The sequence below is a fragment of the Pseudomonas sp. Lb2C2 genome (genome assembly GCF_052112205.1).
GTDB lineage: Bacteria > Pseudomonadota > Gammaproteobacteria > Pseudomonadales > Pseudomonadaceae > Aquipseudomonas > Aquipseudomonas kilonensis.
Genome location: NZ_JAUTYW010000005.1, coordinates 1 through 25,303 on the forward strand (window position 1 = coordinate 1; position 25,303 = coordinate 25,303).

Consider the following 25,303-nt stretch of genomic DNA (forward strand, 5'->3'; position numbering starts at 1 on the left):
GAGCCTTGCTAGCGCTTGTAGGGGCCGTTTGGAGCCACAAGAGCGCTTCAGGTTTTAATCAGTTGGCTAACACCTGTCGGCACTACGTGCCGACGATGTTTTTATCGGTTTTTACACACTCTGGGCCCAGCGCGGCTATCCCGGCATCCATGCCGGGATGCCCACTCCACAATGCCTGCGTTCGGCCAGCGTGGTTAACGGGGCGCCGAGATCAACGTCCACCACGAGGCGGCCTTATAGCCGACCTGGCTCTCCCGGTCATATACCCATCAGAACTGTGGGAGCAAAGCTTGCTCGCGATGGCGGTGGCTCAGTCACATGGATGTTGGGTTTGCTGGCCTCATCGCGAGCAAGCTTTGCTCCCACAGGGGATTTGGGTGTTCATGAGTCTTGTGTTCACCGCAGCCCCATTGTGGGAGTGAGCTTGCTCGCGATAGCGGTGGCCCAGCCACATAGATGCCGGCCTGTGCCCTGCTCTTGCTCTTGCTCTTGCTCTTGCTCTTGCTCTTGCTCTTGCTTTGGATCTTGATCTGGGAGCCCCGTTAAACCACGATGGCCGAACGCAGGCATTGCGCAGTGGGCATCCCGGCATGGATGCCGGGATAGCCGCGCTGGGCCATGGATGGCCCTTCGCGGCGGCCCACGGAGCAATGCCGGAGTGAGGGCACACCGAGCCTAGGCGAGGTGCCGAGTGGTGGGGCAAAGCGCTTTTGGTTACTTTTGGCGCTCTCTTTCCAAAAGTGACCCGCTGTAAGAGCGGAACCGTCAGTAGCCGTTACCGCAGCAACGGATATACACACCAAAAAAACCTCATGGCACCACCAAAGCAGGTCAATCCTCCAAACGAGGAAACCGCCGAGCAATATCATCCCCCGTAACCTCAGCAACCAACCCCTGCAAATCACCAGACAAACGAATCGTAACGAAATGCGGCCGCTCCCCCCTGTCAAACCAATGCGGCGTACCGGCAGGCACCGTTATCAAGTCATTCCTTTCACACAGCACCGCATAGACATAATCGCCAAGGTGCAGGTTAAACAAGCCACGACCGGTAACGAAAAATCGCACTTCATCCTGGCTATGGCGATACTCATCGAGCTCCCCAGCCTGCTCCGGCTGATCACTGCTGACACTGACAACATCGACCCCAACATAGCCCCGCTCAGTCATCAACCCATCGATCTGAGCCTGGTAAGCCGCAATGATGTCCTCCTCACTGGCCCCCGGCTGGATTTTCACCGCCGCTTCCCAACGGGCAAAGTGAATACCTTGCTCAGCCAACGTCGCGGCAATGTCCTCAAAGTGGGTCAACACCTTGTTCGGAACATCAGGGCTCGAAACGTGATAGACGGACAGGCTGCTCATGACAATGGCTCCAGAAAATTAACGGTTCGAAGGCTCATGGCCGGTCCTCTTGCATACGTGTGGCAATGATAACGGCTGCCGCGAAAGCCGCGAGGCTGGCGAGGCTGAACGTCCAACTGGCACCCAAAGCGTTCCAGCTATAGCCGGAATACAACGCGCCCAAGGCCCCGCCCGTGCCGGCCAACGCCGCATACAGCGCCTGCCCCTGGCCTTGCTGGCGAGGCCCGAAGCTGCGTTGCACGAAATGGATGGCGGCGGCGTGAAAGCTGCCGAAGGTCGCCGCGTGTAGCACCTGGGCGAACAACAATACCCAGAGAAACTCGGCCAGCGAGCCCAACAACAACCAGCGCAACGCCGCCAGCAGGAAACTCGCCAGCAGCACCCGGCGCACGGAAAACCGCGTCAGGATCCGGCTCATCAGCAGGAAGACCAAGACTTCCGCCACCACGCCAACGGCCCAGAGCAGGCCGATCAGCCCGCGGCTGTAGCCCAGGTGTTCGAGGTGCAAGGTCAGGAAGGTGTAATACGGCCCGTGGCTCACCTGCATCAGGCCCACGCAGGTGTAGAACGCCAGCACACCGGGGTTGCGCAGTTGCCGCAGGAATCCCTCCCCCGCCACTCGCGGGCCCTGCAGCGGCTGGGCGTTGGGCACCCAGAAGCTGGCGAGGACGATGCCGGCCATGATCAGCACCAGCGCCGCCGGGTAGATGTCCAGGCTCAGCCATTCGAACAGGCGGCCGAGCACGACCACGGTGATGATGAAACCGATGGAGCCCCACAGGCGGATCTGGCTGTAGCGCGAGGCCTGCCCGCTCAAATGGGCCAGGGTAATGACTTCGAACTGCGGCAACACCGCGTGCCAGAAGAACGCATGCAGCGCCATGACCATCGCCAGCCAGGCGTAGCTTTTATCGATGAAGATCAGCGAGAAGGCCAGCAGCGTGCAGATCGCGCCAAACCGTACGATCGCGAGGCGCCGGCCGGTGTAATCCCCCAGCCAGCCCCAGATGTTCGGCGCCACGCAGCGCATCAGCATGGGAATCGCCACCAGCTCGCCGATGCGCGCCGCGTTGAATCCCAGGTGATCGAAATACAGCGCCAGGAACGGCGCCGTCGAACCGAGCAGCGCGAAATAGAACAGATAGAAACTGGAGAGCCGCCAGTACGGCAGTGCCGCCACGGCCGTCAGGCCACGGGGGTCGGCAGGCCAACCATCAAAGCTGCCCCAGCACCGGGGTGCTGACGCGAACGTCGGCGTTCTGGCCGCGATGACGCAGCAGGTGATCCATCAGCACGATCGCCATCATCGCCTCGGCGATGGGCGTGGCACGGATGCCGACGCACGGGTCATGACGGCCTTTGGTGATGACGTCCACCGGGTTGCCATGGATGTCGATGGAGCGGCCCGGCGTGGTGATGCTGGACGTCGGCTTCAAGGCCAGGTGCGCCACGATCGGCTGGCCCGAGGAAATGCCGCCGAGGATGCCGCCGGCATTGTTGCTCAGGAAACCTTGCGGGGTCAGTTCGTCACGGTGCTCGGTGCCGCGCTGGGCGACACAGGCGAAACCGGCGCCGATCTCCACGCCTTTCACCGCGTTGATGCTCATCAGCGCGTGGGCCAGCTCGGCGTCGAGGCGGTCGAAGATCGGCTCGCCAAGGCCCGGCATCACCCCTTCGGCGACCACGGTGATCTTCGCGCCGACCGAATCCTGGTCCCGACGCAATTGGTCCATGTAGGCCTCGAGTTCCGGCACCTTGTCCGGGTCGGGGCAGAAGAAGGCGTTCTGCTCCACCGAGTCCCAGGTCTTGAACGGGATTTCGATGGGGCCCAACTGGCTCATGTAGCCACGAATGACGATGCCCTGGCTGGCCAGGTACTTCTTGGCAATCGCCCCGGCCGCCACGCGCATGGCGGTTTCCCGCGCCGAGCTGCGACCGCCGCCACGGTAGTCGCGCTCACCGTACTTGTGGTGGTAGGTGTAGTCGGCGTGGGCCGGGCGGAACAGGTCCTTGATGGCCGAGTAGTCCTTGGACTTCTGGTCGGTGTTGCGGATCAACAGGCCGATGGCGCAGCCGGTGGTGCGCCCTTCGAACACGCCGGACAGGATTTCGACTTCATCGGCTTCCTGGCGCTGGGTGGTGTGGCGGCTGGTGCCGGGCTTGCGCCGGTCCAGGTCACGTTGCAGGTCGTCCAGGGAAATCTCCAGGCCCGGCGGGCAGCCGTCGACAATGGCGACCAACGCCGGGCCATGGCTTTCGCCCGCGGTGGTGACAGTGAACAGCTTGCCGTAGGTATTGCCGGACATGCAGGGTGCTCCGTGAAATCGCTGAGAGACTCAACCTTGGATTCGTAATGCGCGCCAGTATACGCAGGCTCCCCGCGTAGTTCATCCTCGAACCTTATCGGCGACCACCAGTCCAACCGGCACCTTCGCAACTAATGGCGTGATGATGTTAAAGCTGCTTGCCTTAAGCCTTACCTTGTTCACCGGCCTGTTTTGCAGCCTGGCCCAGGCCACGGTGCTGCAACGCCCGATCAGCCTCGACACCGGCAGTGGTGAGCTTTTCGGCTCGTTGCTACTACCCAAGTCCGACACACCGGTGCCGGTTGTCCTGATCATTTCCGGGTCAGGTCCTACGGATCGCGACGGCAACAACCCCGAGGGCGGGCGCAACGACAGCCTCAAGCGCCTGGCCTGGGTCCTGGCCAAACACAACATCGCCAGCGTGCGCTATGACAAACGCGGCGTGGCCGCCAGCCTCGCGGCGACACCGGACGAGCGCAACCTGAGCGTCGAGGCCTATGTGGCCGATGCCGTGGCCTGGAGCCGCAAGCTCGCCGCCGATCCGCGACTGGGCCCGTTGATCCTGCTGGGCCACAGTGAAGGCGCGTTGATCGCCAGCCTCGCCGCGCCCCAGGCCAATGCAGCGGCGGTGATTTCGCTGTCTGGCAGTGCCCGGCCGATCGACCAGGTGCTGCGCCAGCAACTGAGCAACCGCCTGCCACCGCCGCTGATGTTGCGCAGCAACGAGCTGCTCGACAGCCTCAAGGCCGGTCGACTCGACGACAACGTGCCGGCGCAACTGCAGGTCATTTTCCGCCCCAGCGTACAGCCCTACCTGATCTCGTTGTTCCGCCAGGACCCGGCCCGGGTCTTCGCGGCGTTGAAGATGCCGGCCTTGATTATCCAGGGCAGCAACGATATCCAGGTCAGCGTCGATGACGCCAGGCAGTTGAAAGCAGCCAAGCCCGACGCCGAACTGGCGCTGATCGAGGGCATGAACCACGTGATGCGCATCGTGCCCAACGACGTGAAACGGCAACTGGCCTCCTACAAGGATCCCAACCTGCCCCTGGCGGCCGAGCTCGGTGCGCGAATTCTGCGTTTTATAGGCTCGTTAGCCGCCCGTTGAGCGGTTTTAGTGGCAAGTGGCCCTCCAGTCCTGGCAAAAACGGCCGATAGCCCAGTGTCGGGCAGCGCTATGGCTGCCGACCCGCCGGCCTGGACAGGATTTTTGCCGTTATGACTGAAACTGATACTTCCCCCAACACAGCTGCCGAAGCCCCCGCCTCGCCTGCGGTGGAGCTGCCGTGGGCCGACGTGCATACCGAGCATCACAAAATGCTCCGGCTGGCGCCGCTCAAGACCGACCGCGCCACCGGTGTGCGGCCGCTGCGGTTTGTCGAGTTCAGCTATGTCGAGCGCCACAGCAAGGAACGCAGCCTGCTGCGCATGAGCATCCAGTTGCCGAACCAGCGCGTGCGCAAGGAACAGAATCACTTGGACGTCTGGGCCGACCACGTCGAGAAACGCCTGTTTTTTTCCCCGGACAACCTGCAAGTCGAGCCGTTCAACCGTGGCATCGGCCGTTTCCTCGCGGCCCAGGGCATTACCTGGGCCAAGAAACGCTGGTCGGCCTACCGGGTAGACGGCACCGACCTGGATAACAAGGACGCCCTGAACGAAGACACTCGCCTGCGCCGCGACCGTTTTCTCAAGGCTCAAGGCTTCGAGGTGGTCTACGCCGACGCCCAACACCTCAAGGGCAGCGTCAAGCCAACCCACGTTGGCGATCTGCTGGGGGACTGGAACACCGAGAAGCTGCAGTTCGTGGAAATCCTTGAAGCGGCGCAGATGCTGCAACAAGCCGAGCAGAACCTGGCGGAACAGGAAGTCAAACTCAAGCAGCAGGAAGAGAAGGTCAACAAGTTCAAGCGCGAAGACACTGGCTTGCGCTTCACCATCACCTGCCTGGTGGCCTTCGCCATGTTCCAGGCGGGGTTGCTGATCTGGATTGCGACGCGGCATTAAGCCCGACAGCGCCTGAATAACCCTGTGGGAGCGAGCTTGCTCGCGATGGCGGTGTGTCAGCCACCATTGATGCAACTGACCTGACGCCATCGCGAGCAAGCTCGCTCCCACAGTGGGTGTATCAAACCCGCGAAGCAAACAACCCCTGGTGCTGGCGGCACTGTTCGGCGCTGAGCATGAACACGCCATGGCCGCCGCGTTCGAAGTCGAGCCAGGCGAAATCGACTTCCGGGTACAGCGCCTCGACGTGCACCTGGCTGTTGCCCACCTCGACAATCAACAATCCCTTCTCGGTCAGATGATCGGCCGCCTCGGCCAGCATCCGGCGCACCAGGTTCAAGCCGTCATCGCCACAGGCCAGGCCCAGTTCCGGCTCGTGCTGGTATTCCTGTGGCATGTCGGCGAAATCTTCCGCATCAACGTAGGGCGGGTTCGACACGATCAAGTCGAAACGTTGCCCCGGCAGACCTTCGAAGCCATCGCCCTGGACAGTGAACACGCGCTCATCGACGCCGTGGCGCTCGATGTTCTGGTTGGCCACTTCCAGTGCTTCGAACGACAGGTCGGCCAGCACTACTTCGGCTTCCGGGAATTCATAGGCACAGGCAATGCCGATGCAGCCGGAACCGGTGCACAGATCGAGAATCCGTGCCGGCTCCTGGCCCAACCAAGGTTCAAAACGCTTTTCGATCAACTCGCCAATGGGCGAGCGCGGAATGAGCACGCGTTCGTCGACGATGAACGACATCCCACAGAACCAGGCCTCACCCAACAAATAGGCGGTTGGCACCCGCTCGGTGATGCGCCGACGCAGCAGACGCTGCACATGGACCAGCTCTTCGTCTTCAAGGCGGCAGTCCAGGTAGCTGTCGGCAATTTCCCATGGCAGGTGCAATGCGCCCAGCACCAGTTGCCGGGCTTCATCCCACGCATTGTCGGTGCCATGGCCGAAAAACAGATCCTCCCCATGGAAACGGCTGACGGCCCAACGGATATGGTCGCGCAGGGTACGGAGACGGGAAGTGATCACGGCGGCAAACTCCAGAAAAATCGACGGGCGAGTCTACCAGCCAAACGCGGCCCCACCCAAACACGCCCCGATGACGAACGAAAAACCCCGGACCAATCGTAGGAATTATCCGTTTTTTGATCCGCCTATTGAACAAGATGAGCATCTTGACAAGGCTGTAGGCCAGCAACGGCGGCCCTTGCGATGGAAGCGATTCACAGAACCGCTCAGCCAGAGGACAATGTCGCAAAAGCCCCACTCGAAGGAGCCCCAGAATGTCCGTTCCAAAAACGATGTTTCAACTCAGCGGCCGTGGTTATGCAGCGGCCAATCTGAGTCAAGCGACCTTGATCATCATCGATGCCCAGAAAGAATACCTCGCAGGCCCCCTGGCCCTGAGCGGCATGGATGCAGCCGTCGCGAACATCAAGCAATTGCTCGGTGCGGCCCGTGCAGCCGGTCGGCCGATCGTGCATGTGCGCCACTTGGGCACCCACGGCGGGCTGTTCGATCCACAAGGCGAGCGCGGGGAATTCATTCCCGGCCTCGAACCCCAGGGCGACGAAACCGTGGTCGAAAAGCTGCTGCCCAGCGCGTTCCACGGCACCGAACTGAAAAAGCGCCTGGAAGACTTCGGCCCCCTGGACCTGATCGTGTGCGGGTTCATGAGCCACTCCAGCGTCAGCACCACCGTGCGCGCCGCCAAGAACCTGGGCTTTCGCTGTACCCTGGTGGAAGACGCCTGCGCCACGCGCGACCTGCCGTACAAGGGCGGCGTCCTCAGCGCCGAACACGTTCAGCAGACCGAAATGGCGATCATGGCGGACAACTTTGCCACCCTGGCGTTGACCCGTGACTTCATCTGATTCGCCTTGATGAGCGGCCACTTTCGCCGCTCATCCGCAAAAGCCTCTCATTTGCCGCAATTGCCATACTGTCAGGAACAACCCGAACATCTTCCGGTCGAAGGGCCGATACCCATTGAGGAAGGTCGGAATGAAGTTATCCGATGGTTTTGACGCACGTCGCTTGCGGCCTAAAGGCCCAAGCAACTGGCGGTTTCGTTTTGGCGCGGCGATCGCTGCGCTATTGGCAACACTCGGTGTACTGCTGGCCATGGCCGGTGCCGCCAGCCTGCTGGGCCGCCCACCCGCACTGGGCGAGTTGAATGCCACACCAATGGGTTCGGCAATCATCCTGGCGGTCGGGCTTTTCGTGCTGTTGCTGGGCGTCTGGCTCTGGCGCCGCTGCCGCCGCCGTGCCCGCCAATCCCTGGAGCTGGCCATGGCTCCGCATCTGATGAAAAAGCACGACTGACCCGCCATCCGACGTTTTGTCGCGCCTGATCCCGCCAGAGTTGGGTAAACTGGCCGGCTTCGCGGAGGCTGACATGCAAGACGACGACTTTTCCCTGTTCAAAAGTGCGATCCAGGGCGTAAAACCGATCAAGCACAACCGTGCCGAAACCGGCAAGCCCAAGGCCGATCGCGCGCAAATCGCCAAGCTGCGCCAGGCCGCCACCGTGCGCACCGACGCCACGACCGTGGATGGCTTGTCCGATCAGTTCGTGATCGACGTCGGGCCGGAAGACGAGTTGATGTGGGCGCGCGACGGTGTCCAGGAAAGCCAGATGCGCAAGCTGAAGGTCGGCCAGATCCCTTTCGAGGGCAGCCTCGACCTGCACGGCATGAGCGTCGAAAAAGCCCGGGAAACCCTTTGGGCATTCCTGGCCGAAGCCACCAAGTTCGAAATCCGCTGCGTGCGCGTCACCCATGGCAAAGCCGTGCGCCTGGACGGCAAGCGGCCGATGATCAAGAGCCACGTCAACACCTGGCTGCGCCAGCACCCACAAGTGCTGGGCTTCACCTCCTGCCAGGCAAAACACGGCGGCGCCGGGGCGGTCTACGTGATGCTCAAGCGCACCATGATGGAAGGCCGCGACGAATAGCCCTCGCTTGCCGAGCTTGCAGCGCCGTGTCCGCCACCGTACCCTTGCCCTTTGCGTAAAATCCCACAGGTAGTTTCATGTCTCTGGAACAGAATTACACCGCGATTCTCGGCCAACTGGGCGAGGACGTTTCCCGCGAGGGCCTGCTCGACACGCCCAAGCGTGCTGCCAAGGCCATGCAGTACCTCTGCCGCGGTTATGAACAGACCCTGGAAGAAGTCACCAACGGTGCCTTGTTCAGCTCCGACAACAGCGAGATGGTGCTGGTCAAGGACATCGAGTTGTACTCGCTGTGCGAACATCACCTGCTGCCTTTCATCGGCAAGGCACACGTGGCCTACATCCCGAGCGGCAAGGTGCTGGGGTTGTCGAAAGTCGCACGCATCGTCGACATGTATGCACGGCGCCTGCAGATCCAGGAAAACCTCAGCCGCCAGATCGCCGATGCGGTCCAGCAAGTGACTGGCGCCCTGGGCGTGGCGGTGGTGATCGAGGCCAAGCACATGTGCATGATGATGCGCGGCGTGGAAAAGCAGAATTCCTCGATGATCACCTCGGTGATGCTCGGCGAGTTCCGGGAAAATGCCGCCACTCGCAGCGAGTTCCTCAGCCTCATCAAGTAATCCGTCGCATGAAGAAAACCGGCATTGATCGCCGGTTTTTTTTCGCCCGTGAAAAATCAGGTAAGCTGCGCGCCCTCTTCTTCCCTGCCGCGAGGCTTAATACCGTGATCGTCAAAGCGCTTCGAGTTGGCTTGGGCCAGCTCATCATCTTCATCGACTTCATCACCCGCCCGGGCAAGAAACAGCGCCCGGCCGAGGCCCAGGCGCAGGTTGAGCAAGCCGCTCGCAGCCTGACGCTGTATCAATTCCATGCCTGCCCATTCTGTGTGAAGACCCGCCGCACCCTGCGCCGCCTCAATGTGCCGGTGGCCCTGCGCGATGCGAAAAACAATGAGCAGGATCGCCAGACGCTGCTGGAGCAAGGCGGCCGGATCAAAGTGCCGTGCCTGCGGATTGAAGAGAATGGCGAGACCACCTGGATGTATGAGTCCAAAGTGATCATTGATTATCTGGATAAGCGGTTCTCGGCAGCCTGATAGTTTTCTGGTGTGACGACTGGCCTCATCGCGAGCAAGCTTTGCTCCCACAGGGGGCCTTGGTGAACACTGGATTTGTATTCACCACAGTCCCTGTGGGAGCAAAGCTTGCTCGCGATGGGGCCCGGACAGCCACCACAAAGCCCCCTGATATCAAGCTGCTTTTGCAGCCAACGCCTCCCGCACCACCCCCGCCAACCGCTTGAGCCCTTCATCCAACCGCGCCGGGTCGATGTGGCTGAAGTTCAAGCGCAAGTGCCCCGGATGCTGGTCCGGCTCCGGAAAGAACGGCTCCCCCGGCATGAACGCAACGTCGGCCGCCAGCGCGGCGGCGAGCAAGGTGCGGGTGTCCAGCGGCTGCCTGAGGGTCAGCCAGAAAAACAACCCGCCCTGGGGCACGTTCCAGTCCGCGATATCAGAGAAATGCTTTTGCAACGCCGCCTGGAACCGATCGCGACGATCCCGATAGAAATCCCTCAACTCACTCAAATGGCTGCGGTACTGCTCGGTGCCGATCCACTGCAGCGCCTGCCATTGGCCGATGCGATTGGTGTGCAGGTCTGCCGACTGCTTGAGTCGCAGCAGGTGCGGGAACAGATCCGGGCTGGCGATCAGGTAGCCCACCCGTAGCCCCGGCAACAGGGTTTTCGACACGGTGCCGGTGTAGATCCAACTGGTCTTCTTCAAGCGACTGACAATCGGCGTGGCACTGCCGCCATCGAACGTCAGCTCGCGGTAGGGTTCGTCCTCGATCAGGGTCACGCCAAACTCGTCCAACAGCGCCGCCACCGCATCGCGCTTGGCCTCGCTGTAGCGCACCGCCGAGGGGTTCTGGAACGTCGGAATCAGGTAGATGAACGCAGGCCGATGCCGCTCCAGCCGGGCCCGCAACTGTTTCAGGTCCGGGCCGTCGGCCTCCAGGGGCACGGTGATGCAGTCGGCGCCGAACAGCTGGAAAATCTGCAACGCCGCCAGATAGGTCGGCGCTTCGAGCATCACTTGCGTGCCGACGTCGATGTGCAGCTTGGCCGCCAGGTCAAGGGTTTGCTGGGAGCCGCTGACTACCAGCACCTGACTCGCCTCACAGGCCACACCCAGCGCCCGCGCCTGGGCCGCCAGGGCTTCACGCAGGGCGGGTTCGCCTTCGCTCATGCCGTACTGGCCCATGGACAACGGCATGGCCGCCCATTCCACTTTCGGCAGCATGGCTTCGGCCGGCAGGCCGCCGGCGAACGACATCACTTCAGGGCGCTGCGCCGCCGCGAGGATTTCTCGAATCAAAGAACTTTTGAGGCGCGAGACACGTTCGGAAAAAGCCATGGAGGTCACCTGTAGCGGGGCACGGGAGGAATGAGTCAAACTGATTGACCGAAATTACGCCGACCTCTGTGGATACGTCAATATGCTTGACCTTAAAAACCCGACTTCCCAACAGATGGCCATGGAAGCGTTTTTCTTCGGTTACCAGGCGTTCACCGCCAAGGCCGATGAAATGCTCGAGCGCCGCGGGTTGAGCCGGGTGCACCAGCGCATCGTTTTTTTCATCGCCCGCTACCCGTCATTGAGCGTGAAGGAGTTGCTGGCATTGCTCGGGGTGAGCAAGCAGGCGCTGAACATGCCGTTGCGGCAGCTGATGGAAATGCACCTGGTGAACAGCGTCGCGTCCGAGACCGACAAGCGCAAGCGGCTGCTGGAACTGACGGCCGAGGGCGAGCGGTTCGAGCAGGCGTTGCGGCGTGAGCAGGTGAAATTGCTGGAGCGGGTGTTTGCCGAGGCCGGGGAAGCGGCGGTGGATGGGTGGTTGGCGGTGAATCTGGGGCTGGGAAAAGGTCAGGTGGCTGTCGACTGAGTTTTCTCTGCAAGCTGTGTATTGCCCGGTCTATCGCCATCGCGGGCAAGCCTTGCTCCCACAGAGGGTCTCAGCGGACACCTGCTGGAAGCAAAGCTGTTCCCACGGAGGGTCAGTGGACACCCGCCGTGGGAGCAAAGCTTGCTCGCGATAGCGCCCTCAAGGGCGATATACCCCTATCGCCAGACATTTCGTCGACAACACAGAAAACATTATTTGCTTTATTTGTATACAAAAGCATAATTCGCTTCGTGCGAGTTCCTGACCAACAGGTCAACATACTTCGCCAGCCTTACCTGCCTCAGCGCATCGCAGCCACCCCCAGGGCGTGTGCGGTGCTGGAAATAACAATAAGACTCTTGAGGAGTACTCGCTGTGGAAAGCCGCAAACCCGAAGCCCAGACGCTGGACCTCTCGCCGCCACTACGCAGTGGCTGGCTGGAACGCCTCTTCAAACTCAGCTTGCACGGCACCACGGTGAAGACCGAGCTGATTGCCGGCCTGACGACGTTCATCACCATGGCCTACATCATCTTCGTCAACCCCAACATCATGGCCGACGCCGGCATCGATCACGGCGCCGCATTCGTCGCCACCTGCATCGCCGCCGCCCTGGGCTGCCTGTTGATGGGCCTGTACGCCAACTGGCCGGTGGGCCTGGCGCCAGGCATGGGCTTGAACGCCTTCTTCACCTACACCGTGGTCGGCACCATGGGCTACAACTGGGAAACCGCATTGGGCGCGGTGTTTATCTCCGGTGTGCTGTTCATGGTCCTGACCCTGTCACGAGTCCGTGAGTGGCTGCTCAACAGCATTCCGGTGAGCCTGCGGTTCGCCATGGGCGCGGGGGTCGGGTTGTTCCTCGGACTGATCGGCCTGAAAACCGCCGGAATCATCGTCGACAGCCCCGCCACCCTGATCAAGCTCGGCTCGTTGCGTGAGCCCGGTCCATTGCTGGCCGCGGTATGCTTCCTGATGATCGCCGTGCTCAGTTATCACCGCGTGTTCGGCGCGATCCTGATCAGTATCATCGCCGTGACCCTGGCCGGTTGGGGCCTGGGGTTGGTGCAGTACAACGGCATCCTGTCGACACCACCGAGCCTGGCCCCCACCTGGATGGCGATGGACGTAGCCGGTGTGTTCAACGTCAGCATGATCAGCGTGGTGCTGGCCTTCCTGTTCGTGCACATGTTCGACACCGCCGGCACCCTGATGGGCGTTGCCCAGCGCGCCGGCCTGGTAAAAGCCGATGGCAAGATCGAGAACCTGTCCCGCGCCTTGAAAGCCGACAGTGCCTCCAGCGTATTTGGCGCCATGGTCGGCGTGCCGCCGGTGACCAGCTACGTGGAAAGTGCCGCTGGTGTGGCGGCAGGTGGCCGGACGGGGCTTACCGCCGTGACCGTCGGTGTGCTATTTATTGCCGCCATGTTCTTCGCACCGCTGGCCGGGATGATCCCGGCCTACGCCACGGCCGGGGCCTTGATCTACGTCGCCATGCTGATGATGGGCGGCATGGCCCACATCGAATGGGACGAGGCGACCGACAGCATCCCGGCCATTGTCACGGCCATCATGATGCCCCTGACGTTCTCGGTCGCCGACGGTATCGCCCTGGGTTTCATCACCTATGTGGTGCTCAAGGCCGGCACCGGTAAACACAAGGAAATCTCCGTCAGCCTGTGGGTGCTCTGCGCGATCTTCATCGCCAAGTTCATCTTCTTGTAAGCGACAACATATCCACCCGCCTCACCCCTTGGGTGAGGCTTTTGTACATCAGGAGCAAAGCAATGAATCTGGAAACCTGGCTGTTGTTCAGTGGCGCCGCCTTGGTGGTGATCCTCATCCCCGGCCCGTTGTCGTTGTTGATGATCGGCAACAGCCTGAACTACGGCCTGCGCCGCTCGTATCCGGCGTTCCTGGGTGGGGTCATCGCGTCGATCTGCCTGCTGAGCGCCTCGGCGCTGGGGCTCGGTGCGTTGTTGATGGCGTCGGAGCAGTTGTTCAGTGCCCTGAAGATTGTCGGTGCCCTGTACCTGTTTTACCTGGCCTGGCAGAGCTGGCAGCAATCGCGCCAACCGTCCCAAGGCCCCGACGTGCCCCAGGCCGCCGCCGTCCCGCGCTTTCGCGCCCTCTTTGGCCGAGCGTTCGTGTTGGGCGCCAGCAACCCGAAAGACATCCTGTTCTTCGCCGCTTTCCTGCCGCAATTCTTGAGCGCCGAACAAGCGTTCCTGCCACAACTGCTGATCATGATCGCCACCTGGACCGTACTCGACCTGCTGTGCAAGCTGGCCTACGGCTTCGGCGCCCACGGTGCGGCGCGGTATCTGCGTACGGGTAAGGGCCAGGGCTGGTTCAACCGGGTCAGTGCCGGGTTGTTTGGCGGTGCGGGGGCAGCGTCCCTATTGAGCCGCTAAGCGCCAAAAGCATCGCGAGCAAGCTCGCTCCCACAAAATCCAGTGTGGGAGCGGGCTTGCTCGCGAAGGCGCCCTCCCAGACACCCTATTTTCACGGACGAAAAAAAGCCCGCAGTGTGAGCGGGCGAAAAACCAAAGAAGCGCCATGCGCAGTCGCTTCCAGGACAAGGCAGCCGCTTGGGGTCAGCTGCCTCGATAGGTGGAATAGGCGTAAGGTGAAATCAGCAGCGGCACGTGGTAATGATCCTGCTCGGCCGAAATGCCGAAGCGCAGCACCACCACATCCAGGAACGCCGGCTCGGACAACTGGACACCACGGGCGCGGTAGTAGTCACCGGCATGGAATTGAATCTGATAGACGCCCGAACGGTAGTCATCCCCTTGCAGCAGCGGTGCGTCGCAGCGACCGTCGCTGTTGGTCAGCGCGCTGGCGACCAGCTGCAGTTGCGAACCTTCCACACGGTACAACTCGACCTTGATCGAGCTGCCCGGGCAGCCGTGTGCAGCATCCAAAACGTGAGTAGTCAAACGTCCCATTGATTGTGCGCGCCTCGCTGCTGTGCAGTCCGGCCCGACGCCTCCTGAATCAGTTGAAAGACAGGCCGCACCATTTCGGAGCACGAAACGCCACGGCGATGAGCGAATTAAGACACTTTAAAAGAAAATTGTACACAATAAAAAACAGATATTTAGTCCGCATGCGTTCCGACAAAGGCTCCTGCCCAATCTTAAGCCACACCAACGGATGCGCCACTCTTCCAGCCATTAATTGACCAGATGGGCAGGTTTCTTGCAGTGTAGACAAACCGGGGACAGCGGTGAAAAATGCAAAAAATCAGGCTTACAAATCGCACATAAAGTTGTATACAATCACTCCATCGTCGTGACGCCAGCCTATGATCCATCGCCAGGGCGCCACCCACATGGTTCGAACAAGAAGGAAAACTGCAGTGAGCGCTGACTACCCACGCGACCTGATCGGTTACGGCAGTAACCCTCCCCATCCCCAGTGGCCGGGCAATGCCCGCATCGCCCTGTCCTTCGTGCTCAATTACGAAGAAGGCGGCGAGCGCAACATCCTGCATGGCGACAAGGAATCCGAGGCGTTCCTCTCGGAGATGGTCGCGGCGCAACCGCTGCAGGGCGAGCGCAACATGAGCATGGAATCGCTGTACGAGTATGGCAGCCGCGCCGGGGTCTGGCGGGTCCTCAAGCTGTTCAAGGACTTCGATATCCCGCTGACCATTTTCGCCGTGGCCATGGCCGCCCAGCGCCATCCGGACGTGATCCGAGCCATGGTCGCCGCCGGTCACGAAATCTGCAGCCACGGCTATCGCTGGATCGACTACCAATACATGGACGAGGCCCAGGAGCGCGATCACATGCTTGAAGCGATCCGCATCCTCACCGAAATCACTGGCGAGCGTCCGCTGGGTTGGTACACCGGTCGCACCGGCCCCAATACCCGCCGGCTGGTCATGGAGGAAGGCGGTTTTCTCTATGACAGCGACACCTACGACGACGACCTGCCCTACTGGGAACCGAACACGCCCAACGGCAAGCCGCACCTGGTGATCCCCTACACCCTCGACACCAACGACATGCGCTTCACCCAGGTGCAGGGTTTCAACAAGGGCGACGATTTCTTCCAATACCTCAAGGACGCCTTCGACGTGCTGTATGCCGAAGGCGCCGAAGCCCCCAAGATGCTCTCCATCGGCCTGCACTGCCGCCTGATCGGCCGCCCTGCCCGCCTCGCGTCCCTCAAGCGCTTCCTTGAATATGCCAAGGGTCATGAACAGGTCTGGTTCAGCCGCCGCGTCGACATCGCTCGCCACTGGCAACAGACGCACCCGTATCCGGAGGCTTCGAAATGACTGCCTTCCAGACCGTCAGACCTTCTACCTTGAACCGCGAAGCGTTCGTCAAAGCCTTCGCTGATATCTATGAACATTCGCCATGGGTCGCCGAAAAGGCTTTCGACCTGGGCCAGGACCCGTCGATCGACCAGATCGAAACCCTGCACCAGCGCATGAGCGACATCCTGTTGAGTGCCGATCACGCCAGCCAACTGGCCCTGATCAACGCTCACCCGGACCTGGCCGGCAAAGCCGCCGTCCAGGGCCAACTGACCGAAGCCAGCACGAACGAACAGGCCGGCGCCGGTATTCACCAATGCTCGAGCGATGAGTTTCGGCGCTTCACCGAGCTGAACGACGCCTACAAGGCCAAGTTCAAGTTTCCCTTCATCATGGCGGTAAAAGGCAGCAACCGGCATCAGATCCTCGCGGCGTTCGAAACGCGCATTCATCACTCGGTAGACACCGAATTCAAATGCGCGCTGGCAGAGATCAACAAGATCGCGTTGTTCCGATTACTGACCCTTTAGCGAGCAGCTTGGCCTTCGGGCTCCTGCAAGCATTCCCAGCCAACTTATTTAAAGGCAGACAAGAAGAATGAAAGCTTACGCCGTACCTTTCGAGAAGTTCGTCAACCTGGCCGACGCCCGCCTCGGCACCAAAATCATCTCGGTCACCGATGACTGGTTCGCCGACGCCAACCGTTTGTTCCAACCGACCCCGGCCGTATGGAAGGAGGGCGTGTTCGATGACAACGGCAAGTGGATGGACGGCTGGGAATCGCGGCGCAAGCGCTTCGAAGGCTACGACAGCGCGGTGATCCGCCTGGGTGTGGCAGGCTCGATCAAAGGCGTTGACATCGACACCTCATTCTTCACCGGCAACTACCCACCGTCGGCCTCCCTGGAAGCCTGCTTCCTGACCGAGGGCGAGCCGGACGAAAACACCCAATGGACTGAAGTGCTGTCGGCCGTCGAGCTGCAAGGCAACAGTCACCACTATCACGAAATCAGTAACGACCAGGCCTTCAGCCATCTGCGTTTCAATATCTACCCCGATGGCGGCGTGGCTCGGTTGCGGGTCTACGGCATTCCGTTCCGCGACTGGTCGACCGTGGGCGACAACGAACAGCTCGACCTGGCCGCGGCCCTCAATGGTGGCCGTGCCCTGGCCTGCTCCGACGAACACTTCGGCCGCATGAGCAACATCCTCAACCCGGGCCGTGGCGTCAACATGGGCGACGGCTGGGAAACTGCCCGTCGTCGTACCCCGGGCAATGACTGGGTCATCGTCGCCCTGGGCCATGCCGGCGAAGTCGAGAAAGTCATCGTCGACACCCTGCACTTCAAGGGCAACTACCCCGACAGCTGCTCGATCCAGGGCGCGTTCGTCAAGGGCGGCACCGACAGCCAGATCGAAACCCAATCGCTGTTCTGGCGCGAGCTGCTGCCGAGCCAGAAACTGGAAATGCACGCCGAACATACCTTCGCCGAGCAGATCAAGGCCCTGGGACCGATCACCCACATCCGCCTGAATGTGTTCCCGGATGGTGGCGTGAGTCGCCTGCGGGTGCTCGGTAAGGTGTCGAAATAAGGGTGAACCCGAATCGCGAGCAAGCTCGCTCCCACATTTGAAATGCATTCCCCTGTGGGAGCGAGCTTGCTCGCGATGGCAGCACAACAAACAACACAGAATTCAAGGTAAGAAAAACAGCATGCGCACACTCAAGATCGAACCGTTGACCAAAGAAGCCTTCGCCCCGTTCGGTGACGTGATCGAAACCGACGGCAGCGATCACTTCATGATCAACAACGGTTCGACCATGCGCTTCCATCGCCTGGCGACGGTGGAAACCGCCACGCCGGACGACAAGGCGATCATCAGCATTTTCCGCGCCGACGCGCTGGACATGCCGCTGACCGTACGCATGCTGGAGCGCCATCCGCTGGGCAGCCAAGCCTTCATTCCGCTGCTCGGCAACCCCTTTCTGATCGTGGTCGCGCCACTTGGCGATGCACCTGTATCAGGCTTGGTCCGCGCCTTCGTCACCAACGGCAGGCAGGGCATTAATTACCATCGCGGCGTCTGGCACCACCCGGTGCTGACGATCGAAAAGCGGGATGACTTCCTGGTGGTTGATCGCAGTGGCACAGGCAATAACTGCGATGAGCATTTTTTCAAAGAGGATGAGTACTTGATCCTCGCCCCCCACCAATAAGAGAAGGTCCGATCACGCGAAAACAAGCGTGACGGGCGAGAGGTAAAGACTGTGGAAGCACATATGCTGGAATGGCTGAACCTGAGCGTACGCTGGGTTCACATGATCACTGGCGTGGCCTGGATCGGCGCGTCGTTCTACTTCGTCTGGCTGGAAAACAACCTCAATCGCGTCAACCCCAGGAGCGGCCTGGCCGGCGACCTGTGGGCCATCCACGGCGGCGGCATCTACCACCTGGAAAAATACAAACTCGCACCACCGTCCATGCCGGACAACCTGCACTGGTTCAAGTGGGAAGCCTACTTCACCTGGATGTCGGGCATCGCGCTGTTGTGCGTGGTGTTCTATTGGAATCCGACCGTCTACCTGCTGGCTCCCGGCAGCAGCCTGAGTGGTCCCGAAGGCGTCGCCCTGGGCCTCGGTTCGTTGCTCGTCGGCTGGTTCGTCTATTCCTTTCTTTGCGACTCAGCCCTGGGCAAGCGCCCTGCCCTGCTCGGCGTGATCCTGTTCGTACTGTTGATCGCTGCGGCCTACGGGTTCAGCAAGGTGTTCAGCGGTCGCGGCGCCTACCTGCACGTCGGGGCGGTCATCGGGACGATCATGGTTGGCAACGTGTTCCGCATCATCATGCCGGCCCAGCGTGCACTGGTGGCGGCCATCGCCGAGAACCGCACGCCCGATCCTGCACTGCCGGCCAAGGGTTTGTTGCGTTCGCGCCACAACAACTACTTCACCCTGCCGGTGCTGTTCATCATGATCAGCAACCATTTCCCGAGCACCTACGGCAGCCAGTACAACTGGCTGATCCTGGCCGGGATCGCCGTGGCGGCGGTGCTGGTGCGCCACTACTTCAACACGCGCCATGACAGCAACCGGTTTGCCTGGACGCTGCCGGTCGGTGCCCTGGCGATGATCTGCCTGGCGTATGTCACAGGTCCCAAGCCCATGCCCACCGCACCGGAGGTGGCCAAGGCGCCCGGCGTGATCGAGTACCAACCGTTGCCGGAAACGGCAGTGGGGGGTGGCGCGAAACCGGCGACGGCCCCCGCCGCACCGACAGCGGCGCCCACTCAGGCCGCCAACGCCCAGGGCCCTTCGTTCGAGAAGGTCCACAGCGTGATCCAGGAACGCTGCTCGGTCTGCCACTCGGCCAAGCCCACCAGCCCGTTGTTCAGCGCCGCGCCGGGCGGGGTGATGTTCGACACCCCGCAGCAGATCCAGCAACAGGCCGCGCGCATCCAGGCCCAGGCCGTCACCAGCCAGATCATGCCATTGGGCAACATCACCCAGATGACCCAGCAGGAACGCGATCTGATCGGCGCGTGGATCAACCAGGGCGCGCGGACCAACTGAACCTCGCGCGCCAATAGCGTCACATGTCATACCGCTGACAGGCCGACCGGCTCACCACCGGCCGCCCGTCAGCGACTGCCTGCGCCTCAACAATAAAAACAAGAGGAAAGCACCCGATGACCCAGCCCCTCCATCACGCCCCAAATTCGCCGCGCATGCGCCGTTGCAGGGCACTTGAGCCCAGCGATACATGCCCGTATCCTGCGCGGCCGTTCGAAACCGGCCGACACAAAAACCCTCTCCGATCCTGACCGGCCCGCCAACTTATCCAGGCACCGGCGTATAGAATAAGCGCCCTTCCGAACACACCTCTTTCGACTGTTCCAAACAGCTGGATGAGTCTTTTTCCGGGTTTCCCCCGGCCTTGGCTCAGCTCTTGCTATCAGCATTCGCCACGCTAAAAAAGCTGACCGAACGGATGTTTTTTAATCCATGGAAAAAGGCGCCACACCAGAGCGCTGACCTGAAAAAAAAGCGGTACCACTTACCTTTGGGAGCAAACCGAATGAAACGTACGTGCACCAGCCTGATACTCGCGGGATCCTTGCTGGCCGGGGGCCAAGCGATGGCCGATGACCTGTTCCAGTGGCAGAACAACAGTCTCACCTACCTGTACGGCAAGGATTTCCAGGTCAACCCGCGCATCCAGCAGACCGTGACCTTCGAACACGCCGACGCCTGGAAATACGGGGACAACTTCTTCTTCCTCGATCGGATCTTCTATAACGGCCAGGACGACAGCCAGTCCGGCCCGAACACCTACTACGGCGAGTTCAGCCCACGCCTGTCGTTCGGCAAGATCTTCGACCAGAAGCTGGAACTGGGTCCGATCAAAGACGTGCTGCTGGCCATGACGTATGAGTTCGGCGAAGGCGACAACGAGTCCTACCTGATCGGCCCGGGCTTCGACCTGGCGATTCCCGGCTTCGACTACTTCCAGCTGAACTTCTACAACCGCCAGACCGAAGGCCCACGCGCCGGCGACAACGTCTGGCAGATCACCCCGACCTGGGCCTACACCCTCCCGGTGGGTTCATCCGACATCCTGATCGACGGTTTCATCGACTGGGTGGTGGACAACGACACCAACTCCAAGGGCACCTACCACGCCAACCTGCACATCAACCCGCAGATCAAATATGACCTGGGCAAGGCGTTGAAGCTCGGCGCCAAGCAGTTGTATGTGGGTGTGGAGTATGACTACTGGAAGAACAAGTACGGGATCGAAGACAGCGACGGGTTCAAGACCAACCAGAGCAATACCAGCTTCTTGCTGAAGTACCATTTCTGATCCTGGGATCGATATCGCAGACAATCCCTTTGTGGGAGCGAGCTTGCTCCGGGCGGCGATCCGACGATAGCGGTGGGTCTGCTTGCATTGATGTTGAATGTGCCGCCGTCATCGCGAGCAAGCTCGCTCCCACATTGGTTTGTGTGTTGGGCTCACTTCCAGCGCCCACCACAAATCCCCTTGTGGGAGCGAGCCTGCTCGCGATTGCGGTGGATCAGTTACCCCTGCGCCAACCCCAAAAACCGACTCAACGCCTCACGCTGCGCCAACGCATCCTGGCGTCCCAGCTCGATCAGTTCGCTGCAATACCCCGCCTCGAATAACAGATAACTCAGCACCCCCGCACCGCTGGTCTTGGTCGCGCCCGGCCCGCGCAAGAATAACCGCAACGCACGGGGCAGCTCCTGGCGATGGCGGGCGGCGATTTCGTCGATCGGCTGGCTGGGTGAAATCACCAGCACATCTACTGGTGCCGCGCCGAGGGCGTGGGCCGGTACGTCATCGGGCAGCAGGTGACTGAAACCGTTCAGGCGCTCAAGCAACTCGATGTCGCTTTCCAGGCTGTCAATGAACGTGCTGTTGAGCATATGGCCGCCGATCTGCGCCAGGGTCGGTTGCAGGCCGGTGTAGCTGCGCTCGGTGGGATCCTGCCCACCAGCGCCACGGGGGTTGCCGCTGACGCCGATCACCAGCACCCGATTAGCCCCCAGGTGCAACGCCGGGCTGATGGGCGCCGATTGCCGCACCGCGCCGTCACCGAAATATTGCGGGCCGATCCTGACCGGCGCGAACAATAACGGAATCGCCGAGCTGGCCAACAGATGCTCCACCGACAACTGCGTCGGCACACCAATACGCCGGTGGCGCAGCCAGGCATCAATGGTCCCGCGCCCCTGGTAGAAGGTGACGGCCTGGCCGGACTCATAACCGAACGCCGTCACCGCCACCGCTCGCAATTGCTGCTCGGCGATGGCCTGCTCGATGCCCGTGGCATGGAATTGGGCCTGGAGCAGTTCGCGCAACGGCGAACTGTCGATCAGCGCCACCGGCAGCTTGGCCCCCAGGCCCAGCAGGCTATGAATGATGAAACGCCTGGCCTGGGCAATAACGCCCCGCCAGTCGCTGCGCATGACCTGATGGCTGCGCACCGTTTGCCAGAACGCCGTCAGCCGCTCGATGGCGGTCTTGAAGTCCATCGCCCCGCTCGCCAGGCTGACCGCGTTGATCGCCCCCGCCGACGTACCGACGATCACCGGAAACGGGTTTCGCGCCCCGTCCGGCAACAATTCGGCGATGGCCGCCAGTACGCCTACCTGATACGCCGCTCGAGCCCCGCCGCCGGAAAGAATCAAACCTGTAACCGGTTCAGCTGGGGTCATCGCAATGCTCCGTGCTCAAGGTGCTGCTGAAAAATGGCGAACTACTGGCTCAACCGCGCTTGTCATACAGCTTGGGCTCGCCCGGCGGACGGCTCTTGAAGCGCCGATGCGCCCAAAGGTATTGCTCGGGGCAAGCGCTCACCGACTGCTCTACCCACTGGTTGATGCGCAGGCAATCGGCTTCCTCGGTCTCGCCCGGGAAATCCGTCAGCGGTTCCTGGATCACCAGGCGATAACCACTGCCGTCGGCCAGGCGTTCCTGAATGAAGGGCACCACCAGCGCCTTGCCCAGGCGGGCGAACTTGCTGGTAGCGGTGACCGTCGCGGCCTGGATGCCGAACAGCGGTACGAACACGCTTTGCTTGGCGCCGTAATCCTGGTCCGGCGCATACCAGATCGCCCGCCCGGCCCGCAGCAGCTTGAGCATGCCGCGCACGTCGTCACGCTCCACCGCCAGGGAATCGAGGTTATGCCGCTCGCGGCCCCGGCGCTGGATGTAGTCGAACAGCGGGTTCTTGTGTTCGCGGTACATGCCATCGATGGTGTGCTGCTGGCCGAGCAAGGCCGCGCCGATTTCCAGCGTGGTGAAATGCAGCGCCATCAGGATCACGCCCTTGCCCTCGCGCTGGGCCTGCTTGAGGTGCTCCAGCCCTTCGACATGGGCCAGTTTCGCCAGCCGCGAACGCGACCACCACCAACTCATGGCCATTTCGAAAAAGGCGATGCCGGTGGAGGCAAAGTTTTCCTTGAGCAGACGCTTGCGCTCGGCAGCGGACTTTTGCGGGAAACACAGCTCCAGGTTGCGCCGGGCGATGCGCCGTCGGTCGCCGGCCACCCGGTACATCAGCGCACCCAATGCACGACCGACCCGCAGCAGTAACGGATAAGGCAACTGGACGATCAGCCACAACAGCCCCAGGCCGCACCACAGCAGCCAGAAACGCGGATGAAAAAATGCAGTTCGAAAACGCGGGCGATCCATTACAGCTTCCATTAAGACATGGGCCGCGCATTCTACATTGTTCAACCCGGGTTGCGGCTGGCGGACGATCTCGTTATAAGTCTCGGCACTTTTAGTGACAAGCCGTTGTACGCCGACCATGAGCCAAACCGAACCGCTAGACCAAGATCCCGTGTTCCAGCTGAAGGGCAGCATGCTCGCCATTACGGTGCTGGAGCTGGCCCGCAACGACCTGGAAAGCCTTGACCGGCAACTGGCGGCGAAAGTCGCCCAGGCGCCGAACTTCTTCAGCAACGCCCCCCTGGTGCTGGCCCTGGACAAGCTGCCGGCCGGCGAAGGCGCGGTGGATCTGCCAGGCCTGATGCGCGTTTGCCGCCAGCACGGTCTGCGTACCCTGGCGATCCGCGCCAGCCGCATCGAAGACATCGCCGCCGCCATTGCCGTGGACATTCCAGTGCTGCCGCCGTCCGGCGCCCGGGAGCGCGTGCTTGAGCTGAGCCCGGTCGAAGCGAAGAAAACCCCGGAAAAACCACCGGAGCCCACCATCAAGCCGACGCGCGTCATCACTTCGCCAGTGCGCGGCGGGCAGCAGATCTATGCCCAGGGTGGCGATCTGGTCATCGTGTCCTCGGTCAGCCCGGGGGCGGAACTTCTGGCCGATGGCAACATCCATGTATACGGCCCGATGCGCGGTCGCGCGCTGGCCGGCGTCAAGGGGGATACGAAAGCCAGGATCTTCTGTCAGCAATTGAGCGCTGAACTGGTCTCCATTGCCGGGCAGTACAAGGTCTCCGAGGATTTGCGCCGCGATCCGTTGTGGGGGGCCGGCGTTCAGATCAGCCTGTCGGGCGACGTGTTGAACATCATTCGGCTTTAACGGATACTGCCGCATTTTCCAAGCATCTCTAAAACGAGCGAAAACGGCTTAAACGACGTAGGAAAAAGGATCAGGCAGTGTTTACCGGAGGTAAAACTCGCCCGACATCCGATTCCAGCCAAGCCTGTCCAATTGCAGCAGTTTTCCAGAGATGTTTTTCAGGGGCTGACAAAGTCCTTTTTCCTTAGGGGTGAAACACCTTGGCCAAGATTCTCGTGGTTACATCCGGCAAGGGTGGTGTGGGTAAGACCACCACCAGCGCCGCTATCGGTACCGGCCTCGCTCTGCGCGGCCACAAGACAGTCATCGTCGACTTCGACGTCGGCCTGCGTAACCTGGACCTGATCATGGGTTGCGAGCGTCGCGTGGTCTATGACTTCGTCAACGTGGTCAATGGCGAAGCGAACCTGCAACAAGCCCTGATCAAGGACAAGCGCCTTGAGAACCTCTACGTACTGGCCGCCAGTCAGACTCGCGACAAAGACGCGCTGACCCAGGAAGGCGTGGAAAAAGTGCTGATGCAACTCAAGGAAGACTTCGAGTTCGTGGTCTGCGACTCCCCGGCCGGTATCGAGAAAGGTGCCCACCTGGCCATGTACTTCGCGGACGAAGCGATTGTCGTGACCAACCCGGAAGTGTCGTCGGTCCGTGACTCCGACCGCATGCTGGGCCTGCTGGCGAGCAAATCCCGGCGCGCCGAGAAGGGCGAAGAGCCGATCAAGGAACACCTGCTGCTGACCCGCTACAACCCGCAACGGGTCAGCGATGGCGAGATGCTGGGCGTCGAAGACGTCAAGGAAATCCTCGCCGTCACCCTGCTGGGCGTCATTCCGGAATCCCAAGCGGTACTCAAGGCTTCCAACTCCGGCGTGCCGGTGATTCTCGACGACCAGAGCGATGCCGGCCAGGCATACAGCGATGCCGTCGATCGCCTGCTGGGCAAAACCGTGGAGCATCGTTTCCTCGATGTAACGAAGAAGGGTTTCTTCGAGCGCCTGTTTGGAGGTAGGTAATGAACCTTTTTGACTTCTTTCGTGCCAACAAAAAGCCCAGTACCGCCTCGGTCGCGAAAGAGCGTCTACAGATCATCGTGGCGCACGAACGCGGCCAACGCAGCACCCCTGACTACCTGCCGGCCTTGCAGAAGGAACTGGTGGAAGTGATCCGCAAGTACGTCAACATCGGTAGCGATGACGTGCATGTGGCACTGGAAAGCCAGGGCAGTTGCTCGATCCTGGAACTCAACATCACCCTGCCGGATCGCTGATCGCTCCGGCTGGAGCCACGGCGGCTCGGGCCCTTCTCCTCTTTCCCCCTGGGATTTGAGAAGGGCCCGAGCCGCCGTTGGCGTTTGTAACGAGACTGTTT

At 61.3% G+C, this 25,303-nt stretch carries 27 protein-coding genes; 19 read left to right on the forward strand and 8 right to left on the reverse strand.

Annotated features, from left to right (window positions below; genetic code table 11):
• Positions 1-831 precede the first annotated feature (831 nt).
• The 3 genes from Q7F16_RS15430 to aroC are packed head-to-tail and all read right to left on the reverse strand — an operon-like array spanning position 832 to position 3,671.
• Positions 832-1,365, reverse strand: a complete 534-nt coding sequence (locus Q7F16_RS15430) for an acireductone dioxygenase (RefSeq protein WP_079302197.1) — start codon at positions 1,363-1,365, stop codon at positions 832-834.
• Positions 1,366-1,399: 34 nt separating this feature from the next.
• Positions 1,400-2,545 (reverse strand): MFS transporter, encoded by a 1,146-nt coding sequence (locus tag Q7F16_RS15435; RefSeq protein ID WP_014339614.1) that lies wholly within the window; start codon positions 2,543-2,545, stop codon positions 1,400-1,402.
• A 34-nt stretch (positions 2,546-2,579) separates the two neighbouring features.
• The gene (gene aroC / locus Q7F16_RS15440) at positions 2,580-3,671 is read right to left on the reverse strand and encodes a chorismate synthase (RefSeq protein WP_003204486.1); all 1,092 of its coding nucleotides are present in this window, start codon (positions 3,669-3,671) and stop codon (positions 2,580-2,582) included.
• A gap of 142 nt (positions 3,672-3,813) precedes the next feature.
• On the opposite strand from aroC, the gene Q7F16_RS15445 reads away from it, so the two are divergent.
• Together Q7F16_RS15445 and Q7F16_RS15450 are read left to right on the forward strand one after the other, a co-directional pair.
• A complete protein-coding gene (locus tag Q7F16_RS15445; protein ID WP_079302200.1) occupies positions 3,814-4,779 on the forward strand; it encodes an alpha/beta hydrolase in 966 nt (321 codons plus the stop codon).
• A gap of 110 nt (positions 4,780-4,889) precedes the next feature.
• Positions 4,890-5,678, forward strand: coding sequence for an N-acetyltransferase (locus Q7F16_RS15450; RefSeq protein WP_046065634.1), 789 nt, complete (start codon positions 4,890-4,892; stop codon positions 5,676-5,678).
• Between the two features lie 121 nt (positions 5,679-5,799).
• Here the strand turns inward: Q7F16_RS15450 and prmB are convergent, their stop codons facing one another.
• Positions 5,800-6,708 (reverse strand): 50S ribosomal protein L3 N(5)-glutamine methyltransferase, encoded by a 909-nt coding sequence (gene prmB / locus Q7F16_RS15455; RefSeq protein ID WP_018612518.1) that lies wholly within the window; start codon positions 6,706-6,708, stop codon positions 5,800-5,802.
• A 254-nt stretch (positions 6,709-6,962) separates the two neighbouring features.
• Here prmB and Q7F16_RS15460 point away from each other — a divergent pair, with 254 nt between their 5' ends.
• From Q7F16_RS15460 to Q7F16_RS15480, 5 genes are all read left to right on the forward strand, one after another.
• Positions 6,963-7,553 (forward strand): cysteine hydrolase family protein, encoded by a 591-nt coding sequence (locus tag Q7F16_RS15460; protein WP_014339619.1) that lies wholly within the window; start codon positions 6,963-6,965, stop codon positions 7,551-7,553.
• Positions 7,554-7,683: 130 nt separating this feature from the next.
• A complete protein-coding gene (locus Q7F16_RS15465) occupies positions 7,684-8,004 on the forward strand; it encodes a hypothetical protein (protein WP_014339620.1) in 321 nt (106 codons plus the stop codon).
• Between the two features lie 73 nt (positions 8,005-8,077).
• Positions 8,078-8,635 (forward strand): Smr/MutS family protein, encoded by a 558-nt coding sequence (locus Q7F16_RS15470; protein WP_409557360.1) that lies wholly within the window; start codon positions 8,078-8,080, stop codon positions 8,633-8,635.
• A 77-nt stretch (positions 8,636-8,712) separates the two neighbouring features.
• Complete coding sequence (folE, locus tag Q7F16_RS15475; RefSeq protein ID WP_003204506.1) at positions 8,713-9,258, forward strand: GTP cyclohydrolase I FolE; 546 nt, start codon at positions 8,713-8,715, stop codon at positions 9,256-9,258.
• Between the two features lie 104 nt (positions 9,259-9,362).
• Positions 9,363-9,734: a glutathione S-transferase N-terminal domain-containing protein gene (locus tag Q7F16_RS15480; RefSeq protein WP_046065646.1), complete on the forward strand. Its 372-nt coding sequence runs from the start codon at positions 9,363-9,365 to the stop codon at positions 9,732-9,734.
• Between the two features lie 153 nt (positions 9,735-9,887).
• Here the strand turns inward: Q7F16_RS15480 and Q7F16_RS15485 are convergent, their stop codons facing one another.
• Positions 9,888-11,054 carry an aminotransferase-like domain-containing protein gene (locus tag Q7F16_RS15485; protein WP_095974867.1) on the reverse strand — a complete coding sequence of 389 codons (1,167 nt, stop codon included), beginning with the start codon at positions 11,052-11,054 and terminating at the stop codon, positions 9,888-9,890.
• Between the two features lie 82 nt (positions 11,055-11,136).
• On the opposite strand from Q7F16_RS15485, the gene Q7F16_RS15490 reads away from it, so the two are divergent.
• The 3 genes from Q7F16_RS15490 to Q7F16_RS15500 all read left to right on the forward strand — a co-directional run bounded on the left by Q7F16_RS15490 (position 11,137) and on the right by Q7F16_RS15500 (position 13,997).
• The gene (locus tag Q7F16_RS15490) at positions 11,137-11,583 is read left to right on the forward strand and encodes a MarR family winged helix-turn-helix transcriptional regulator (protein ID WP_014339671.1); all 447 of its coding nucleotides are present in this window, start codon (positions 11,137-11,139) and stop codon (positions 11,581-11,583) included.
• A gap of 375 nt (positions 11,584-11,958) precedes the next feature.
• On the forward strand, positions 11,959-13,308 hold the full coding sequence (locus Q7F16_RS15495; protein ID WP_046065632.1) for an NCS2 family permease: 1,350 nt from the start codon (positions 11,959-11,961) through the stop codon (positions 13,306-13,308).
• Positions 13,309-13,370: 62 nt separating this feature from the next.
• Positions 13,371-13,997, forward strand: a complete 627-nt coding sequence (locus Q7F16_RS15500; protein ID WP_046065631.1) for a LysE family translocator — start codon at positions 13,371-13,373, stop codon at positions 13,995-13,997.
• Between the two features lie 183 nt (positions 13,998-14,180).
• Here Q7F16_RS15500 and uraH read toward each other — a convergent pair whose 3' ends face one another.
• Positions 14,181-14,534, reverse strand: a complete 354-nt coding sequence (gene uraH, locus Q7F16_RS15505) for a hydroxyisourate hydrolase (RefSeq protein ID WP_014339674.1) — start codon at positions 14,532-14,534, stop codon at positions 14,181-14,183.
• A 413-nt stretch (positions 14,535-14,947) separates the two neighbouring features.
• Here uraH and puuE point away from each other — a divergent pair, with 413 nt between their 5' ends.
• The 6 genes from puuE (at position 14,948) to Q7F16_RS15535 (ending at position 20,718) form a co-directional block, all read left to right on the forward strand.
• A complete protein-coding gene (gene puuE, locus Q7F16_RS15510) occupies positions 14,948-15,874 on the forward strand; it encodes an allantoinase PuuE (protein ID WP_409557361.1) in 927 nt (308 codons plus the stop codon).
• Positions 15,871-16,386 carry a 2-oxo-4-hydroxy-4-carboxy-5-ureidoimidazoline decarboxylase gene (uraD, locus tag Q7F16_RS15515; protein ID WP_046065629.1) on the forward strand — a complete coding sequence of 172 codons (516 nt, stop codon included), beginning with the start codon at positions 15,871-15,873 and terminating at the stop codon, positions 16,384-16,386. Before puuE ends, uraD begins: the two co-directional genes overlap by 4 nt.
• A 67-nt stretch (positions 16,387-16,453) precedes the next feature.
• Positions 16,454-17,449, forward strand: coding sequence for an allantoicase (gene alc, locus Q7F16_RS15520; protein WP_046065628.1), 996 nt, complete (start codon positions 16,454-16,456; stop codon positions 17,447-17,449).
• Between the two features lie 121 nt (positions 17,450-17,570).
• Positions 17,571-18,074, forward strand: a complete 504-nt coding sequence (locus Q7F16_RS15525; RefSeq protein WP_024618504.1) for an ureidoglycolate lyase — start codon at positions 17,571-17,573, stop codon at positions 18,072-18,074.
• 51 nt (positions 18,075-18,125) lie between these two features.
• A complete protein-coding gene (locus tag Q7F16_RS15530) occupies positions 18,126-19,427 on the forward strand; it encodes a urate hydroxylase PuuD (protein ID WP_409557362.1) in 1,302 nt (433 codons plus the stop codon).
• A gap of 505 nt (positions 19,428-19,932) precedes the next feature.
• Entirely contained in the window at positions 19,933-20,718 is a 786-nt protein-coding gene (locus Q7F16_RS15535; RefSeq protein ID WP_018612491.1) for an outer membrane protein OmpK, read from the forward strand.
• Between the two features lie 218 nt (positions 20,719-20,936).
• Here the strand turns inward: Q7F16_RS15535 and Q7F16_RS15540 are convergent, their stop codons facing one another.
• Positions 20,937-22,097, reverse strand: a complete 1,161-nt coding sequence (locus tag Q7F16_RS15540) for a patatin-like phospholipase family protein (RefSeq protein ID WP_046065625.1) — start codon at positions 22,095-22,097, stop codon at positions 20,937-20,939.
• A 49-nt stretch (positions 22,098-22,146) separates the two neighbouring features.
• Complete coding sequence (locus tag Q7F16_RS15545; RefSeq protein WP_046065624.1) at positions 22,147-23,079, reverse strand: lipid A biosynthesis lauroyl acyltransferase; 933 nt, start codon at positions 23,077-23,079, stop codon at positions 22,147-22,149.
• A gap of 118 nt (positions 23,080-23,197) precedes the next feature.
• Between Q7F16_RS15545 and minC the strand changes: the two genes are divergently transcribed.
• From minC to minE, 3 genes are all read left to right on the forward strand, one after another.
• Positions 23,198-23,935: a septum site-determining protein MinC gene (gene minC / locus Q7F16_RS15550; RefSeq protein ID WP_046065623.1), complete on the forward strand. Its 738-nt coding sequence runs from the start codon at positions 23,198-23,200 to the stop codon at positions 23,933-23,935.
• Between the two features lie 200 nt (positions 23,936-24,135).
• Positions 24,136-24,948, forward strand: coding sequence for a septum site-determining protein MinD (minD, locus tag Q7F16_RS15555; protein ID WP_003179114.1), 813 nt, complete (start codon positions 24,136-24,138; stop codon positions 24,946-24,948).
• A complete protein-coding gene (minE, locus tag Q7F16_RS15560) occupies positions 24,948-25,202 on the forward strand; it encodes a cell division topological specificity factor MinE (protein WP_003179111.1) in 255 nt (84 codons plus the stop codon). The genes minD and minE overlap by 1 nt, the downstream gene beginning before the upstream one ends.
• The last annotated feature ends 101 nt before the right edge of the window (positions 25,203-25,303 follow it).

Bases quoted from the DNA above. Each gene is read 5' to 3' on its own strand.
- Q7F16_RS15445 (WP_079302200.1), top strand. From the start codon at position 3,814: ATGATGTTAAAGCTGCTTGCCTTAAGCCTTACCTTGTTCACCGGCCTG.
- Q7F16_RS15500 (WP_046065631.1), top strand. From the start codon at position 13,371: ATGAATCTGGAAACCTGGCTGTTGTTCAGTGGCGCCGCCTTGGTGGTG.
- Q7F16_RS15430 (WP_079302197.1), bottom strand. From the start codon at position 1,365: ATGAGCAGCCTGTCCGTCTATCACGTTTCGAGCCCTGATGTTCCGAAC.
- Q7F16_RS15535 (WP_018612491.1), top strand. From the start codon at position 19,933: ATGAAACGTACGTGCACCAGCCTGATACTCGCGGGATCCTTGCTGGCC.
- Q7F16_RS15490 (WP_014339671.1), top strand. From the start codon at position 11,137: ATGCTTGACCTTAAAAACCCGACTTCCCAACAGATGGCCATGGAAGCG.
- aroC (WP_003204486.1), bottom strand. From the start codon at position 3,671: ATGTCCGGCAATACCTACGGCAAGCTGTTCACTGTCACCACCGCGGGC.
- alc (WP_046065628.1), top strand. From the start codon at position 16,454: ATGAAAGCTTACGCCGTACCTTTCGAGAAGTTCGTCAACCTGGCCGAC.
- Q7F16_RS15485 (WP_095974867.1), bottom strand. From the start codon at position 11,054: ATGGCTTTTTCCGAACGTGTCTCGCGCCTCAAAAGTTCTTTGATTCGA.
- Q7F16_RS15450 (WP_046065634.1), top strand. From the start codon at position 4,890: ATGACTGAAACTGATACTTCCCCCAACACAGCTGCCGAAGCCCCCGCC.
- folE (WP_003204506.1), top strand. From the start codon at position 8,713: ATGTCTCTGGAACAGAATTACACCGCGATTCTCGGCCAACTGGGCGAG.
- minC (WP_046065623.1), top strand. From the start codon at position 23,198: ATGAGCCAAACCGAACCGCTAGACCAAGATCCCGTGTTCCAGCTGAAG.
- Q7F16_RS15525 (WP_024618504.1), top strand. From the start codon at position 17,571: ATGCGCACACTCAAGATCGAACCGTTGACCAAAGAAGCCTTCGCCCCG.
- Q7F16_RS15465 (WP_014339620.1), top strand. From the start codon at position 7,684: ATGAAGTTATCCGATGGTTTTGACGCACGTCGCTTGCGGCCTAAAGGC.
- uraH (WP_014339674.1), bottom strand. From the start codon at position 14,534: ATGGGACGTTTGACTACTCACGTTTTGGATGCTGCACACGGCTGCCCG.
- Q7F16_RS15460 (WP_014339619.1), top strand. From the start codon at position 6,963: ATGTCCGTTCCAAAAACGATGTTTCAACTCAGCGGCCGTGGTTATGCA.
- uraD (WP_046065629.1), top strand. From the start codon at position 15,871: ATGACTGCCTTCCAGACCGTCAGACCTTCTACCTTGAACCGCGAAGCG.
- Q7F16_RS15470 (WP_409557360.1), top strand. From the start codon at position 8,078: ATGCAAGACGACGACTTTTCCCTGTTCAAAAGTGCGATCCAGGGCGTA.
- Q7F16_RS15545 (WP_046065624.1), bottom strand. From the start codon at position 23,079: ATGGATCGCCCGCGTTTTCGAACTGCATTTTTTCATCCGCGTTTCTGG.
- minE (WP_003179111.1), top strand. From the start codon at position 24,948: ATGAACCTTTTTGACTTCTTTCGTGCCAACAAAAAGCCCAGTACCGCC.
- Q7F16_RS15540 (WP_046065625.1), bottom strand. From the start codon at position 22,097: ATGACCCCAGCTGAACCGGTTACAGGTTTGATTCTTTCCGGCGGCGGG.